Annotated in this window: 16 protein-coding genes, 1 tRNA gene and 1 pseudogene; 8 read left to right on the top strand and 10 right to left on the bottom strand. The window is 72.3% G+C overall.

Annotated elements, in window-relative coordinates:
* Nucleotides 1–28: 28 nt before the first annotated feature.
* Genes M2302_RS22780 through M2302_RS22770 form a run of 3 tightly spaced genes read right to left on the bottom strand, consistent with a single transcriptional unit; the run spans nucleotide 29 to nucleotide 1,964 of the window.
* Entirely contained in the window at nucleotides 29–1,111 is a 1,083-nt protein-coding gene (locus M2302_RS22780; protein ID WP_280839882.1) for an NAD-dependent epimerase/dehydratase family protein, read from the bottom strand.
* A 45-nt stretch (nucleotides 1,112–1,156) separates the two neighbouring features.
* Nucleotides 1,157–1,450, bottom strand: a complete 294-nt coding sequence (locus M2302_RS22775; RefSeq protein WP_280839881.1) for a hypothetical protein — start codon at nucleotides 1,448–1,450, stop codon at nucleotides 1,157–1,159.
* A gap of 34 nt (nucleotides 1,451–1,484) precedes the next feature.
* Nucleotides 1,485–1,964: an anthrone oxygenase family protein gene (locus M2302_RS22770; protein WP_280839880.1), complete on the bottom strand. Its 480-nt coding sequence runs from the start codon at nucleotides 1,962–1,964 to the stop codon at nucleotides 1,485–1,487.
* Between the two features lie 146 nt (nucleotides 1,965–2,110).
* On the opposite strand from M2302_RS22770, the gene M2302_RS22765 reads away from it, so the two are divergent.
* Nucleotides 2,111–2,182 (top strand) — tRNA-Lys (locus tag M2302_RS22765).
* An 85-nt stretch (nucleotides 2,183–2,267) separates the two neighbouring features.
* Here M2302_RS22765 and M2302_RS22760 read toward each other — a convergent pair.
* The 4 genes and pseudogenes from M2302_RS22760 to M2302_RS22745 all read right to left on the bottom strand — a co-directional run.
* Nucleotides 2,268–2,830 (bottom strand): annotated as a pseudogene (locus M2302_RS22760) (site-specific integrase); the annotation flags it as partial.
* A 43-nt stretch (nucleotides 2,831–2,873) separates the two neighbouring features.
* A complete protein-coding gene (locus M2302_RS22755; RefSeq protein WP_243420464.1) occupies nucleotides 2,874–3,830 on the bottom strand; it encodes a sulfotransferase in 957 nt (318 codons plus the stop codon).
* Nucleotides 3,831–4,049: 219 nt separating this feature from the next.
* The gene (locus M2302_RS22750) at nucleotides 4,050–4,364 is read right to left on the bottom strand and encodes a hypothetical protein (protein WP_280839879.1); all 315 of its coding nucleotides are present in this window, start codon (nucleotides 4,362–4,364) and stop codon (nucleotides 4,050–4,052) included.
* Nucleotides 4,365–4,512: 148 nt separating this feature from the next.
* Nucleotides 4,513–5,139: a MerR family transcriptional regulator gene (locus tag M2302_RS22745; protein ID WP_280839878.1), complete on the bottom strand. Its 627-nt coding sequence runs from the start codon at nucleotides 5,137–5,139 to the stop codon at nucleotides 4,513–4,515.
* A 66-nt stretch (nucleotides 5,140–5,205) separates the two neighbouring features.
* Here M2302_RS22745 and M2302_RS22740 point away from each other — a divergent pair, with 66 nt between their 5' ends.
* On the top strand, nucleotides 5,206–5,754 hold the full coding sequence (locus M2302_RS22740; protein WP_280839877.1) for a hypothetical protein: 549 nt from the start codon (nucleotides 5,206–5,208) through the stop codon (nucleotides 5,752–5,754).
* 42 nt (nucleotides 5,755–5,796) lie between these two features.
* Nucleotides 5,797–6,204 carry a hypothetical protein gene (locus tag M2302_RS22735; protein ID WP_280839953.1) on the top strand — a complete coding sequence of 136 codons (408 nt, stop codon included), beginning with the start codon at nucleotides 5,797–5,799 and terminating at the stop codon, nucleotides 6,202–6,204.
* Nucleotides 6,205–6,252: 48 nt separating this feature from the next.
* On the opposite strand, the gene M2302_RS22730 is transcribed toward M2302_RS22735, so the two are convergent.
* Nucleotides 6,253–6,432 (bottom strand): hypothetical protein, encoded by a 180-nt coding sequence (locus M2302_RS22730; protein ID WP_280839876.1) that lies wholly within the window; start codon nucleotides 6,430–6,432, stop codon nucleotides 6,253–6,255.
* A 344-nt stretch (nucleotides 6,433–6,776) separates the two neighbouring features.
* On the opposite strand from M2302_RS22730, the gene M2302_RS22725 reads away from it, so the two are divergent.
* The 4 genes from M2302_RS22725 (at nucleotide 6,777) to M2302_RS22710 (ending at nucleotide 10,549) form a co-directional block, all read left to right on the top strand.
* Nucleotides 6,777–7,205 (top strand): hypothetical protein, encoded by a 429-nt coding sequence (locus tag M2302_RS22725; protein ID WP_280839875.1) that lies wholly within the window; start codon nucleotides 6,777–6,779, stop codon nucleotides 7,203–7,205.
* A gap of 149 nt (nucleotides 7,206–7,354) precedes the next feature.
* Complete coding sequence (locus M2302_RS22720; protein WP_280839874.1) at nucleotides 7,355–9,166, top strand: serine/threonine-protein kinase; 1,812 nt, start codon at nucleotides 7,355–7,357, stop codon at nucleotides 9,164–9,166.
* Nucleotides 9,163–9,756 carry an FHA domain-containing protein gene (locus M2302_RS22715; RefSeq protein WP_280839873.1) on the top strand — a complete coding sequence of 198 codons (594 nt, stop codon included), beginning with the start codon at nucleotides 9,163–9,165 and terminating at the stop codon, nucleotides 9,754–9,756. The genes M2302_RS22720 and M2302_RS22715 overlap by 4 nt, the downstream gene beginning before the upstream one ends.
* A 322-nt stretch (nucleotides 9,757–10,078) precedes the next feature.
* Entirely contained in the window at nucleotides 10,079–10,549 is a 471-nt protein-coding gene (locus M2302_RS22710) for a hypothetical protein (RefSeq protein ID WP_280839872.1), read from the top strand.
* Here M2302_RS22710 and M2302_RS22705 read toward each other — a convergent pair.
* A complete protein-coding gene (locus tag M2302_RS22705; protein WP_280839871.1) occupies nucleotides 10,530–11,015 on the bottom strand; it encodes a GNAT family N-acetyltransferase in 486 nt (161 codons plus the stop codon). The two genes, M2302_RS22710 and M2302_RS22705, sit on opposite strands and share 20 nt — an antisense overlap.
* A 10-nt stretch (nucleotides 11,016–11,025) precedes the next feature.
* On the bottom strand, nucleotides 11,026–13,383 hold the full coding sequence (locus M2302_RS22700; protein ID WP_280839870.1) for a glycosyl hydrolase family 65 protein: 2,358 nt from the start codon (nucleotides 13,381–13,383) through the stop codon (nucleotides 11,026–11,028).
* 168 nt (nucleotides 13,384–13,551) lie between these two features.
* Here M2302_RS22700 and M2302_RS22695 point away from each other — a divergent pair, with 168 nt between their 5' ends.
* On the top strand, nucleotides 13,552–14,172 hold the full coding sequence (locus M2302_RS22695) for a phosphatase PAP2 family protein (RefSeq protein WP_280839869.1): 621 nt from the start codon (nucleotides 13,552–13,554) through the stop codon (nucleotides 14,170–14,172).
* Nucleotides 14,173–14,257 lie beyond the last annotated feature (85 nt).

Genomic DNA, 14,257 nt, shown 5'->3' with positions numbered 1-14,257 from the left:
GGCGGGCCGGTCGGAGGCGGGGCGGGAATCAGTAGGGGTTGCCGTGGCCGGGGGTGCGGGCCTTGAGGAGGCCGCCGGGGCGGCCGGGCAGGTCGGGGGCGGCGGACATGGGCGGGGCGGTGGTGCCGGCGCGGGCGGCCATGCCGGCGAAGAGGTCCTTCAGGGCGGTGAGGGCGTCCACCCTCGGGTGCCAGCCGAGTTCGGTCTCGGCGCGCTCGCTGGACATCAGCGGCGCGTTCAGGCCCAGCTCCACCCAGCCGACGTCGATCGGTTGCAGCCGGAACCGCCAGCTCAGCGCGGCGGCGGCGCGCAGCACCGGGGCGGCCACCGGGATCGTCCAGCCCTTGAAGTGCCGGGCCACCAGCTCCGGAGTCAGCACCGGGTCCGCAGCGACGTTGAAGGCGCCGCGCGCCTCACCCAGAACCGCCCTGGCGTACGCGTCGGCGACGTCGTCCGCGTGCACCGCCTGCATCCGCAGCCGGCGGTTCGCGGGTACGACCGGGATGCGCCCGAAGCGCAACAGCCGGACCGGGGCGAGCGGCCCGAGGAAGTACCGGCTGATCTCGGTGCCCGCGTCGCGCTGGAAGGTCAGCCCGGGCCGCAGCCGCACCACCCGCAGCGTCGGATACTCGGACTCGAGGCGGTCGAGCATCGCCTCCACCTCGGCCTTGTCCCGGCTGTACGACGATCCGGGCACCCCGGTCGCCGGCCAGCGCTCGCTGATCGGGTGGTCCTTCGGGCCGGGCGCGTACGTGCCGACCGACGAGGCGTACACCAGGCTGGGAACGCCGGCCCGGACGATGCCGTCGATCACCGCGCGGCTGCCGCCGACGTTGGTCCGGTAGAGCGTGCGCTGGTCGTGGCTGGGCTGGATCTGCCAGGCCAGGTGCACGACGGCGTCGGCCCCGGCGAAGAGCGCGGCGAGCTTCCCGTCCGCGCCCGGCGCCCCGATGTCGCAGGAGTGCCACTCCACCCGGTCGTACGGCTCACCGGCGTCCGGACCGGGCAGCCGCCGGGCCACGCCGACCAGTTCCAGCCCCGACTCCGGGCGCAGCCGGCGCAGCAGCGCGGTCCCCACGTTGCCGCTGGCACCCACGATCACAATCCGCATGCGGGCTGCCGTACCCGTTGAACCGGACTCCAACCCCCGCACCGGTCAGGGGCGGGGCGACTGGCGTACCCAGCTCTTCTCCTGCTTGCGGCGGCCCGGGGTGGCGGCCAGGCAGCGCGGGCAGACGAAGCCGACCGGGTCGGCGTCGGTGAGCACGTCGGTCGAGGTGTAGTCGAACGGCACGTGCGGGAAGCGGCGCAGCCGGGTGCGGCTGAGCTGGAGCCCGCAGACGGTGGAGTTCTGGCCAGGCTGCCACGCGTGCACCTCACCGCCCGGCACCCGCGCCCCGTCCGGCCCGGTCTCCTCGCTCGACGCCACCACGGCCGGGGTGCTGCTCATCCTCATCCCGTCCCGATTCCCCCCTCCCGCCGTTTCAGACCCGCCGGGACACCAGCGCGGCCACCAGGCAGGCGAAGGCGGCGACGTTGGTGACCGTGCGGGCCAGGTTCCACCGCACCCAGGTCGCCTCGAAGCTCTCCCGCACGGCCGCCAGGTCGGCGACCTGGTCCACCGGCCCGGCGGCGTCCAGCCGGTCGTTGAGCGGAACGTTGAACCGCATGGTGATCAACAGCGTCGCGCCGTAGAGCACCAGCGCGGCGACCGTCCAGGCCAGCACCGGGCCGCCGGCGGTGAGGTGCAGCGCCACCGTTAGGGCGATCAGCAGCACCGCGCCGAGGAAGGCCGCCAGGAACCACCCGTTGAGGACGCGCCGGTTGATCGACTGCATGGTCCCGACGAAGGTCCGGTCGTCGACCGCGGCCAGGCCCGGCATGACCGAACACGAGTACGCGAAGAAGAGCCCCGCCATGAGTCCGGTGACTCCGGTGGCGGCGGCGAGGGCGATAGTTCTCATGCCTGTCAGCCTCGCCCGGCACGCCCCCTGTTGACCATGGTCGAGCGGCTCGGGGGCATGCGTGAGCGTCTGGGTGCGCGGGGTATCGACGGGCGGCCGGAAGCCGGAAGGCCTCGCCGGCCAAGGTCCGGTAGCCTGAGGGCTCGGGGCCGCTAGCTCAATGGCAGAGCTGTGGACTTTTAATCCATAGGTTCAGGGTTCGAGTCCCTGGCGGCCCACTCTTCCGCAGGTCAGCGGCTCTCTGTGGGGCCGCTGTTGCCGTGATCCGGGCCGGTACAGCAGCAAAGTACAGCAGTAGCCGCTTCACCTCGCCATCGCTTGGCCGAGCCGCTTGAGGGCGACGCGGGTGGCCGCCGACGAGACCACCGTGTAGATCTCCATGGTGATGGCGAACTGCGCGTGCCGAAGGATCTGCATCGCCACCCGGGGGTGGACGTCCAGGTCGGCAAGGAGTGAGGCGCAGGTCCGCCGGGCGTCCCGGACGGTGATGCGCCGGACCCCGGCCGCGTCGCAGCGCCGGTCCCAGAAGCGGTTGAAGTTCCTTGGCTCGACCGGCCTGCCGTAGCGGGTGGTGAGGACGAGGTCCGACGGCTGCCAGGCCGAGCCGGCGGCGTCCCGGGCGGCGGTCTGGGCTGCGCGGCGGCGGCCAAGGGCCACGGTGCAGATGGCCGGCAGCGGCAGGGTGGCGTCCGAGGCGCCGTCTTCGTCTCTCGATGCAGCAGTTCGGCACCGACCCGCTGGAGCTGCCGGTCGATGGTCAGCTCCCCCGCGTCGAGGTCGAGGTCAGCCCAGGTGAGTCCCAACATCTCGCCCTTGCGCAGACCGAGCACCAGGACCAGGACGTACGCAGCGTTTACCGGGCGTTCGGGGGGCGCGACGCGGCGTCGTCAAGGTGGAGAGCCAGAGCCGTCACTCATATCCCATGGCCGGGATGACCTTGCCGAGTGCTTCTTCGATGAACTCGCGGGTTTCGTCGTCGAATTGGTCGTTGCGGTTCGTCAGCTTGTGCGACTGAAACGTTGAAGGGGTGGCGAAGTCGTCGACGTCGAGCCGTTCGAACAGGGCGCGGCGCTGCCCGGGCCAGTCGGCTGCGAGATCTTCTGCTTTCACCTCGATGTATCGCCTGCCCGTCAGGTCGACCGTGTTCTTCCAGGTGAGCCATCGGTGGTAGACCGGCTTGAGGTAGGCGAGCGCGCCGTCGACGGTGGGCGGTGCCCATGGCTGGGCCAGGTGGGATGCGAGCACTGAGACCGGGTGACGCTTGATGTGCACGATGGTCGCTTCGGGGACCAGTTCCCAGAGGAACTCCATGCACAGCAGGTTGAACGGTGTCTTCTCGCACCAGGTCGGCTTGCCCGCGTCGGCGGCTGCTCCGCCGAACATGGTGTCGATCAGGCCCCGCAAGATTCCGAGCAGTTCGCCCCGGTCGCTGAAATACCTGGGAAGTACCCGCCGGCGGCTCAGCGGCTCGAACGGCCCGGCAGGCCGGTCGGCGTTCCCGAAGCCTTCCGCGGGCGCAGGTTCGTCGTATGTGTACGCGATCAACTGCGGCCAGAGCTGTTGCACCGCGTCCCGGTAGCGCCGCTCGCCGACCAGCTCGGGAACGGTTTTGCCGCGATCGTCGCGCCGGCCGGGCACTCGTACGGTGAGGAAGTCGCTCAGCCGGTGCAGGGCGTCCTCACCGACGGTGGGGTCGTATCGATCGGTGAGCGCGTCGGCCAGGTCCCGCAGGCCACCCGGGTCGATGAGGAACCGGGTCTCCATGGGAATCCGATGGATCAGCGGATGTTCGCCGATGATGTCGGCAATCCGTGACGTTCCCGAACGACCCGTACCCGCAACGAAGATCGGTGAGGGGAAAGGCATGGCGAGCAGTCAAACTCTCAGCCCTGCGCCTGTGCAAGCCATTTATCCCCTTCACCCGCTGCTACGGGCCGGACCCGCACCCGCCGCGCCGAGTGCGTGCCGGACGGCCGCCTCCAACAAGCGAGCAACGAATTATCGAAGCTCACAAAGTCGTCCCACTGGTCGAGCGGTGCGACCTCCCGAGCGACGTCCATCCACAAGCGGCGACTCTTCAACGCTTCAGCGATCGAGTAAGGCACGAAGCCTGGCGGGATAAGCCAACCGCCGTCGGCCTGAAGGCCAAAATGCGCCCCGTCGGCGTGCAACCACCAGGCCCGCTCGCAGAAAGCCGGGCAGCAGGACGGCTGCGCGGGTGAACTCGCCGCGGCGCATCTTCAGGAAGTAGCGCTCCCCGTCGGACGTGTCGACCCGGTACGCCCATGCCTGCCCGTCCAGCCCGACCGGCATGAACACGAGACTGGCGATGTCCACGGCCCAGGCGGCGGCCACCTCAGCCGCCAGCAACCGTTCGTCGACGCCAGGCTTGTCGATCACGCTCGGAGCGTTGCAGCCGGCAGTCCGGCCGGCAAGGCGTTTTCGCCAGCACTGAGTCTCGTACGCGCGACGCGTCCGTAACTCGCCCGGGTCGCCGCCTCGCTGCGCCTGTCAGCCCTCATCCTCGTGTCGTGGTCCGACCAGCCGCCTACTTCAGGCGCCGGGACGAGATGTTCTCCTGAGCCAACAGTCGCAGCGACGCGACGAGGTTCTCGCCGAGGATGGTTCCGATCACCACGCTCTCGGCGACCTGGTCGGGATCGGTCCGCGAGGCGACCGCGGCGACCTCCAGGTCGGTGAACCGCTCAACCGCCTCCGCGTAGGGGTCCAGGAGGTCGACCAGGTGATCCTGGCCGAGCGATCGCAGGACGCTGATGGTTTCGACCAGGGTGGCGATCGCAGGTGAGTCCGGCTCGACGGCCCAGCCTCGCCGTTGGATGAGTTCCTGCACCTGCGCAGCGGCGGCCGTGCGTGCGCTGTCGCCTGTGGTCAGTTGCCGACTCGGGGTGATGGCCCGGTGCACCACCCCGATTCGTTGGTGCAGGGACAGGGTGTCGGAGTCGAGCGCTTCCAGCACGGCTCTGACTCGGGCTACGGGAACCTGGGCCAGGTCGATCATGGCTCGGATCAGGCGAAGTCGATTCAGGTGATGCTCGTCGTAGCTGGCCTGGTTGGGGCTGGTCAGCTCGCCGGGCGGCAACAGGCCCTCCCGCAGGTAGTACTTGATCGTCGGTACCGCAACCCCTGACCGCCGACTCAGCTCCGCGATGCGCATCCCTTGACTTCCCCTCTTTTCTGATGGAGAGTAGCACTATCCATAAGCAGATAGCTGCGCTATCCATTGAGAGAGAAGATCATGCTCGAAGTGATTCTGGTGACGGCCCTGCTGGGCTTCCGCCTACTGGGTGCACTCGGTGTGCGTCGGTTCGCCACCTGGGCGGCCAGCGCGGCACACGCGATGGCGGTCGTGCTCGTCGTCACCGCGTCCGCGCACTTCGTTCCGCCGAGCGTCACCGTGATGCCGACCCACGCCGACCTGGTCCGGATGGTGCCGCCGGTCGTGCCGTTCGCCGATGCGATGGCCTACCTGACCGGCGTGCTGGAGCTGCTGGGCGCCGCGGGCCTGGTGTTGACCGCAACCCGCTGGGCGGCCGGGATCAGCCTTGCCGCGCTCTACGTGCTCCTGCTTCCGGCGAACGTCTACGCCGCCGTCAACGATGTGCCGTTCAACGGGGATGAGCCGACTCCGCTGTGGCTGCGAATCCCCCAGCAGGTCCTCTACATCGCCATCGCTGTCTGGGTGACCCGATCGGCCGACAGCACCGTGGCCCGACGCGTCCTGCGCCTGCCGCGCTCGGGCGTCGCAAGATCAGCGACCGTTGCCCGATAACCCCTCGTCAATCTGATCGGAAAGGAGTTCGCCGTGCAGACCATGGCTCTCAGTACCGAGTCCCGCATGATCGCCGGGGTGGTTCTCCTCACCATCGTCACCATCCAGGTCGGCGGCTGGTTCATGACCCGAATCGCCCGGGGCGCCGTGCCGATGACCGACTTCCAGCGGTCCTTCGCGCGCGCCGGGCACGGCCATGCCGGCGTACTGGTGATCCTGAGCCTGGTCGGCCTGCTCTATGCGGACGCCACGGGCCTCACCGGCGCCTTGCTGTGGATCGCCCGGTTGGGATTGCCCGTCGCCGCGATCCTGATGCCCGCCGGGTTCTTCGCCTCTTCCGCCGGCAGGAACGCCACCGGACCCAACAGGCTCGTCTGGGTGCTGTGGATCGGCGCGCTCTCCCTGACCGCGGGTGTGATCAGCCTCGGCGTCGGGCTGCTGACCGCCTGACGAGAACCCGGTGCAGGAGTTCGGGTAGCCGGGTTCCGGCTACCACTCCTACCCCCACTCCCGGCGCACCGGAGGCTCCTCCGGCTCCTCGTGCGCAGGCTCGGTGTCTTTCGTCTCGACCTGCTCCTCCCGCTCGACCCGGCGCGGCAGCTTCCCGAACCTGTCGTGTCGCTGGGCTTTGAACTCCTCGTCCGCCGCCCGGTCATCGCCTTCCCGGTCCTCGCTCATCGCCGACCCCCCTCGTCGAGTCCCATTGTCCCCGCCGAGGCCGTCAGAGGTGCGTAGAGCCGGTGTCGCAGACCCGGACATCGAGGTGTCGGGAAGGTCCCGCGGCCGGGACGACGGCACCGCTCAGCCGAGCCACAGAACGGAACCGAGTGTCGGGTCGTGTGTCAAGCAGAGCGGAGCCCTGGACGCAGCGAAGATCACCGATGCTTTCGAGCGACAGGTGTCGACGGTCCGGGCGTTACCGGCCGTGGGGGAGGAAATGGTCGCCGCTTCGCCACCTGTCGGCGGCGCCCGGCCCCTGGTCTTCTTAACGGCGAAAGATCACCAGAGAGAGCAGGGCTGACATGTCGATCCTCCGCCGTTCCCTCGCCGTCACGGGCGCGGTCCTCGCCGCCGGCGCCGTCGCGCTGGTCGACGCGTCGCCGGCGCTGGCCAGCACGCCGTCGAGCTGCGCCAGCGTCCGCCAGATCGGCACCACCCGGGTGCTCACCGTCGGTGGCATGCAGGCGGCCTCGGTCAAGCAGTACTACGGCTGCGGCTACAACTACGCCTACATCTACGTCTGGGAGCAGTACCGCAACACCCACTCGAACTGGGACCTCTACGTCCACGTGATCAACGAGTCGGACAGCGGCACCGACTACGGCGTGGGCCGGCTGAGCAACACCACCCGGGCCGAACTGTGGGGCGCGCCCGCCAACACGGCGTCGTACTGCACCCACGTGACGGGCTACCTCAACAGCACGGGTGGTTCGACCAGCACCGTCTGCTGACCGCTGACCCACGACGCGGCCCGCCGGAGACAGCCGGCGGGCCCGTCCGGGCGTCCCGCACCGCAGCGGGGGCGCCCCACCACGGGAGATGTCCTGCAGTGCGAACGGCCGACACCGCGTTGGCGACCCATCGGTAGCATTCAGCGGCGATGGTCCACAGCGAGCAGTCGGTGACGCACGGCCCGGGCACCGCCCTCGGGGTCGACGGCTGCACCGACGCCGTCGAGGTGGGGCGGGGCGGCTTCGGCGTCGTCTACCGGGCCTGGCAGCCCGACTTCGCCCGCTGGGTGGCGGTCAAGGTGCTCGCCGCCGACTGGCACGGCCCGTCCCGCGCCCGCTTCGAGCGGGAGCTGCGGATGCTGGGCCGGCTCTCCGACCACCCGCACATCGTCACGCTGCACCAGGCCGGCCGCACCGCCGCCGGCAACCCGTACCTGCTGATGGCGTACGAGGAGGGCGGCTCGCTGGGTGACCGGCTGCGCGACGGCGCGGCCGGCGACTGGCGCGAGGCGATCGCCGGCGGCATCGCGGTGGCCGGCGCGCTGGAGACCGCGCACCGCGCGGGCGTGCTGCACCGCGACGTCAAACCCGAGAACATCCTGATCTCCGGGTACGGCGAGCCGAAGCTGGCCGACTTCGGGCAGGCCCGGCCCCGCTCGGCCCGCCCGACCGGCGCGGACCGGAGGGTGACCGCGAGCGTGCTGCACGCCGCGCCGGAGGTGCTGCGCGGCGAGCCCCCGTCGGTGGCCGCCGACGTCTACGCGCTCGCCTCGACCGTGCTGCACTGGATCCGCGGCGCCCCGCCCTTCGCGCCCGCCGACGGGGAGTCGGTGGACTCGCTGCTGTGCCGGATCGCCGTCGATCCGGTGCCGGACCTGCGCCCGCTCGGCGTACCCGACGGGGTGTGTGCGGCGGTGGAGCGCGCGCTGGCCAAGGATCCGGCGCGGCGGCCCGCCACGGCCGCCGCGTTCGCCGAGGAGCTGCGGGCGGCGCAGGTGGCGGCGGGCCTGCCGGTGAGCCCGTTCGTCCTCGGCACGGGTGGTGACCCCGCCGGGCCGTGGCCGCCGCATCCCGGCGGCGAGGCCACGCCCCTGTCGCTGTCCGACCGCCGCCGAGCCGCCGTGGCGCTGTCGGCCACCGTCACGCGCCGGCCGTCACGGGTACGCCGGCACGCGCTGACCCGCTCGCTCGGGCTGCTCGTCGCCCTGGCGGCGGTGCTGGCCGCCGGCGGTTCGCGGGCGCTGCCCACGCCCACCCCGGTCGAGCTGCCGGCCCAGGTGCCCTTCGGCGAGCTGGAACTCAACGCCGAGTCGCCCGAGCAGGTGGTGGCCGTCGGCAACCGCGCGGACCGGCCGGTGCGGTTGACCGGGTTGACGCTGACCGGGCCGTCCCGGAGCGAGCTGCGGATCGTCGCGGACGGGTGCACCACCCGACCGCTCACGCCGGGCGACCGGTGCGCGGTGCGGCTGGTCGCCGTCCCGCGCGCCGCCGGGCCGATCCGGGCGTCGCTCGAGCTGACCGTGGACGGCCGGCGGCTCGCCACCCCGGTCGTCGGCACCGGCCGACCCCGGTCCGCCAGCCGTGACGACGCGCCGCCCGGCCCCTGCTACGCCGACGCCTACCAGGTCGGCGCGTCCGCGTACGGGCACGCGGGCGGGCTGCGGGCGATCTCCGTCAAGCAGTACTGGTCGCCGAGCTGCCGGGCCACGATGGCGTACGTCTGGGTGTGGAAGCAGTACCGGGACAACGCGGCCACCAGCGGCGGCACCTGGACCGTCGACCTGGGGGTACGCGCCGACCGGCCGACGACCGCACGGCAGCGCGCGGTCGGGCAGCCGTACGAGCTGTGGACCGAGCCGTACCCGTCGGCGGGGCGGTGCACCACGGCGACGGCGACGGTCACCGCCGACCGGTCGAAGGTGGCCACCACCGCGACCACCGAGCCCTGGTGCGACCGGTGACCGCCGGATACCTCGAGGTCCACGGGGTGGGCGCGGTCCGGCTGGTGCCGCTGACCACCGACGCGTTGACCATCGGCCGGGCGCCCGGCAACGAGCTGCCCATCGACAGCAAACTGGTCTCCCGGCTGCACGCCCTGGTGGAACGGTTCCCGTCCGGCTGGACGATCCGCGACCTGGGCAGCACCAACGGCACCACGGTCAACGGCACCACGGTGCGGGAGGCTCGGCTGCTGCGCGACGGCGACCGGGTGGAGATCGGCCCGGCCCGGCTGCTGTTCCGCGCGCCGGCGGAACTCACCGGCACCCGGACGGTGGGCGTCGAGCCGCCGCCGGCGCCCCCGGCGCTGACCCGGCGGGAGCAGGAACTGGTCGAGGTGCTCTGCCGCCCGTACGTCGAGGGCGGCAGCGCCTTCCCCGAGCCGCCCACCGTGCGGGCGCTGGCCACCGCGCTCGGCGTCAGCGAGAGCGCCGTGAAGAAGCACCTGACCAACCTGTACGACAAGTTCGGGCTGGTCACCAACGACGAGCGGCGCCGGTCCCGGCTGGCCGGCGAGGCGGTGCGCCGGGGGGCGGCGGGGCTGCCCGGCTGACGTACGCGTGCCCTCCGGACCACGTCCCACGCGGCCCGGAGGGCACACCCCCCTGTTTCCTCCAGGCGTGTCGGGCCCCGCGAAGGGTCCGCCGAGGTCGCCGGCGCACGCCTCCCCCGGTGCGCCGGGCGCCGGGCCGGAGGACGTGGCCGACAGCGCCCACCAGGAATCACACCAGGCCGGGCGGCCCGCCGACAGGTGTCCGAACGGGGAGGGTTTCCGCCCGGGAGCGCTACGCTGACCGGTCGTGTCGGTGATCCGGCTGCGGTGCGCCGGCGGCTGCCGTACGACGGGGGCACGACCGTCGCCGAGGAGGCACGCGATGACCCGTCAGCGGGAGACCGCCGAGGTCGATCCGATCCTGTTCCGAGCCGTGTACGACTCGCCCGCCGCGCTGCCCGGACGGCACCGGTGGGTCACTCCGGAACACGACGTGCGCCGCATCGAGAAGCTGCTCGGGATGCCGCCGGCGAGCATCGGGGCGCCGCTCTGGGTCAGCGGCGACGAGCCGGACTGTCCGAAGTGCGGCCGCCGGCAGACCTGGTTGGACATCATCTCCTCGGCGCTCAAGGGCGTGCACGACAAGGCGATGATCGCCACCGTCATCCTCGGCGACCGCAAGTACGTCAACACCGAGGTGCCGGACGGGATCGCCGGGGTGCACTGCGTCGACTGCCACACCCCGATCGAGGGGCTGCGCAGCTTCAAGTGCCACAACTGGGCGTACGCCTTCGAGGCGCTGGAGGCGGTGCGGGAGCGGATGGCGAACGGGGTCAGCCGGCCAGTTCCCTGACGTGGCGCAACCCGGGCTGGCCGTCGAGCAGCACCTCACCGACCGGCGTGAAACCGGCCCGGCGCAGCACCGTCAGCGAGCCGGCGTTGTCCAGCGTCGCCGAGGCGGTCAGCCGGACCAGCCCGTACGCGTCCCGGGCCAGGTCGCAGACCTGCCGTACGCCGGCGGTGGCCAGGCCGCGCCCGGCGGCCCGTTCGGCGACCCGGTAGCCCAGGTCGGCCGCGCCGTCGGCGACGTCGACCAGGTTGAACCGGCCCAGCACCTCACCGTCGTCGTCGACCAGGAGGTGGAAGTGGCAGCGGCCGGTCTCCTGCTCGGCGAGGAGCGCCGCGTGCCGGGCGTCGAACCCGGCGAAGTAGTCGTCGCCCCGGTCCGGCACGCTGCGGGCGAAGTACGCCCGGTTCTCCCGCTCGAACTTCAGCAGCGCGGGAGCGTGGTCGGGCGTCAGGCGCTGGAGTGCGGGCACCCGCGCCACCCTAGCCGGCCGAGCGGCGGGCGGGACGCCGGCCGGCCGGGGAGGGCGGCTCGGGGCCCGGGTCCGGCACCGGCGGCATGGGCCGGGTCACCGCCGTCCGACCGGTGACGGTCACCGGCTCCCCGGCGTGCCGGAGCGTGACCTCGACCTCCAGGGCGGCGTCGGGCAGCTCGTAGCGGGCCTCGTCCCGGGTGAGGGTGACCCGCAGCCGCTGCCCGCGCCAGCGCAGGCCGAAGGACAGCCGGTCGAGCCGGGCCGGCAGCCGGGGGTCGAAGGACAGCTCGCCCCGCTGGTCGCGCAGCCCGCCGAAGCCCTCCACCACCGCCGTCCAGGCGCCGGCCAGCGCGGCCAGGTGCAACCCGTCGCTGGTCTTGTCCCCCAGGTCCGCCAGGTCGTGCAGCGCCGCCTCGGCGAACAGGTCGTACGCCAGGTCCAGGTGCCCGATCTCGGCGGCGAGCACCGCCTGCGAGGCGGCGGAGAGCGACGAGTCGCGGACGGTCCGGGCCTGGTAGTAGGCGAAATTCCGCCGCTTCTCCTCGGCGGTGAACTCGCCGGGACAACGCTGCATGGCCAGCACCAGGTCGGCCTGCTTGACCACCTGCTTGCGGTAGAGCTCCAGGTAGGGGAAGTGCAGCAGCAGCGGGTAGTCGTCCTCGGTCAGCGCGGCGAAGTCCCACTCGGGCTGCTCCGTGAAACCGGCCGCCTGCTGGTGCACGCCCCGCTTGCGGTCGTACGGGAGGTGGACCGCGTCGGCGGCGGCCCGCCAGCCGGCGACCTCGGCCGGGCTGACGCCCAGCTCCTCGGCGCGCCCGGGGTGCCGTTCGGCGGCGTCGGCGGCGCCGAGCAGGTTGCGCCGGGCCATCACGTTGGTGAAGAGGTTGTCGTCGACCAGGGCGGCGTACTCGTCCGGGCCGGTGACGCCGGTGATGTGGAAGGCGCCCTCGTCCGACCAGTGCCCGAAGCCGTGCCAGAGCCGGGCCGTGGCGACCAGCAGCTCCAACCCGACCCCGGCGAGCAGGTCGTCGTCCCCGGTGGCCGCGACGTAGCGCAGCACCGCGTCGGCGATGTCGGCGTTGACGTGCAGGGCGGCGGTGCCGGCGGGCCAGTAGCCGGAGCACTCCCGGCCGCTGATGGTCCGCCACGGGAAGGTCGCGCCGGGCAGCCGCAGCTCGACGGCGCGCTCCCGGGCCTCGGGCAGGTGGGCGTGCCGCCAGCGCAGCGCCGACCGGGTCACCTCCGGCGCCAGGTACGTCAGCACCGGCAGCACGTAGCCCTCGGTGTCCCAGAGGACGTGCCCGTCGTAGCCGTTGCCGGTGAGTCCCTTCGCCGGAATGGTCCGGTCACCCTCGGCCCGGCCGGCCTGCAGCAGGTGGAAGACGGCGAACCGGATGGCCTGCTGGAGCTCGGGGTCGCCGTCGAGTTCCACGTCGGCGGTCTGCCAGTGCCCGTCGAGGGCGGCCCGCTGGTCGGCGAGGAGGGCGTCGAAGCCGTACTCCCGGGCGGCGTCGGCCTCGGCGACGACCAGGTCGGCCAGCTCGTTCGCCGCCATGCCGGCGACGGGGGTGCACTCGTGCGCGGCGTACTTGGTGATCCGCAACCGCTGGCCGGGGCGCAGCCGGCCCTCGACGCACCTCCGGAGGCGGTCGGCGGTGCAGTCGTCGGAGGTCGCGAAGCCCTCCGGTATCTCGGACTCGTGGGTGACCGCGACCGCGACCCGCTGGGCGCTGCGGTCGGTGCGGTGCACCAGCACGCCGGAGCCGCCGTCGCAGCGGTGGGCCTCGGCGTTCAGCGGGTCGCGGATCACCGAGGCGGCCCGGGGGTCGTCGGGGCGCTCCGGCACCCGCTCGTTGGCCTGCACGTCCGAGCAGAGCCGGAGTTCGACCGGCGCGTCGCCCAGCGGCTCGACCTCGTAGCGGACGGCGGCGATCGGGTGCCGGGGCAGCGACACCAGCCGGGTGCTGCGGACACGGACCCCGTGCCCGCCCGGCGAGATCCACTCGGTGTCCCGGCGCACCACGCCGGCGCGCAGGTCGAGCACCCGCTCGTGGGCGCGCAGCGTCCCGGTACGCAGGTCCAGCGCGTCACCGCCCACCCAGAGCCGGATCAGGGCGGCATTGGGCGCGCTGACCACGGTGTCGCTGCGCTGCGGGAAGGCGTACCCGTCCTCCGGGTAGCTGAGTTCGCGCTGCTCGTGGAAGCCGTTGAGGTAGCTGCCGGGCATCCCGTACGGCTCGCCCTCGTCCAGCGTGCCGCGCCAGCCCACCCAGCCGTTGCTGAGCGCGAAGACCGACTCGGTCTCGCCGAGCCGGTCGCTGTCGGCCGCGGTACGCCGCACCAGCCAGTTCTCGTCACTACGCACGGAACTCCCGTTACCCGTGGTCGGCGGCCGCCCAATCCGACCGGGGCTGTGAAGTCGCTGAGACGAAGGTCAGGGCCAAACCCTCACCATCGCACGATGCCGGCCGCCTCCGTGATTCGTACCGTCTGCCCAAGGTAAACGGGGTATGAACATTTGGTGAGGTGAGGCATGATGCAGGCCGGCACGACGGATGTTCCCGACATCAGCCTGGAGTGGTACCGGGAGATCACCGAGGTGGCTCACGCCACCCCGACGCCGGTGCAGTGGTTCGCGGTGCACTTCACCGAGGCGGCGATCCTGCTGCTCGGCGCGCTGTTCCTGCTGGCCGCCGCGCCCCGGCTGCTGCGCGGTAAGCCGTGGGACCGGGCGGTCGCGCTGGTCGCGCCGGTCACCGTGGTCCTCGCGTACGCGTGCAGCGAGGCTCTGAAGACGGTCTTCGACGAGGCACGGCCCTGCCGGGGAGCCGCGACCGTGGTGGCCGGGCACTGCCCGCCGGTCGGCGACTGGTCCTTCCCGAGCAACCACGCCACCATCGCCGGGGCACTCGCCGCGACCACCCTGCTGCTCTCCCGCCGGCTGGGGCTGGTCGCCGTGCCGCTGGCGCTGCTGGCCGCACTCTCCCGCGTCTTCGTCGGCGTGCACTACCCGCACGACGTGGCCGCCGGCCTGTTCCTCGGCGCCCTGGTGGCGCTGGCCGGCACGCCGCTGATCGCCCGACCCGTCGCCGACCTGCTGGCCCGCCACACCACCCACCCGGACCGACTCCCCGCCACCGCCGACCACCCCTAATGGGAGGTGTCGGGTCGGCTGGGAGGCAGACTCGACGTCCGGTAGCCGCGGGCGAGTGAGCACTCCCACCCCTTGGACCGGTGAG

Source organism: Micromonospora sp. A200 (assembly GCF_029893845.1).
GTDB classification, from domain to species: Bacteria; Actinomycetota; Actinomycetes; order Mycobacteriales; family Micromonosporaceae; genus Micromonospora; species Micromonospora purpureochromogenes.
This window is presented reverse-complemented; position numbering and strand designations above follow the sequence as displayed.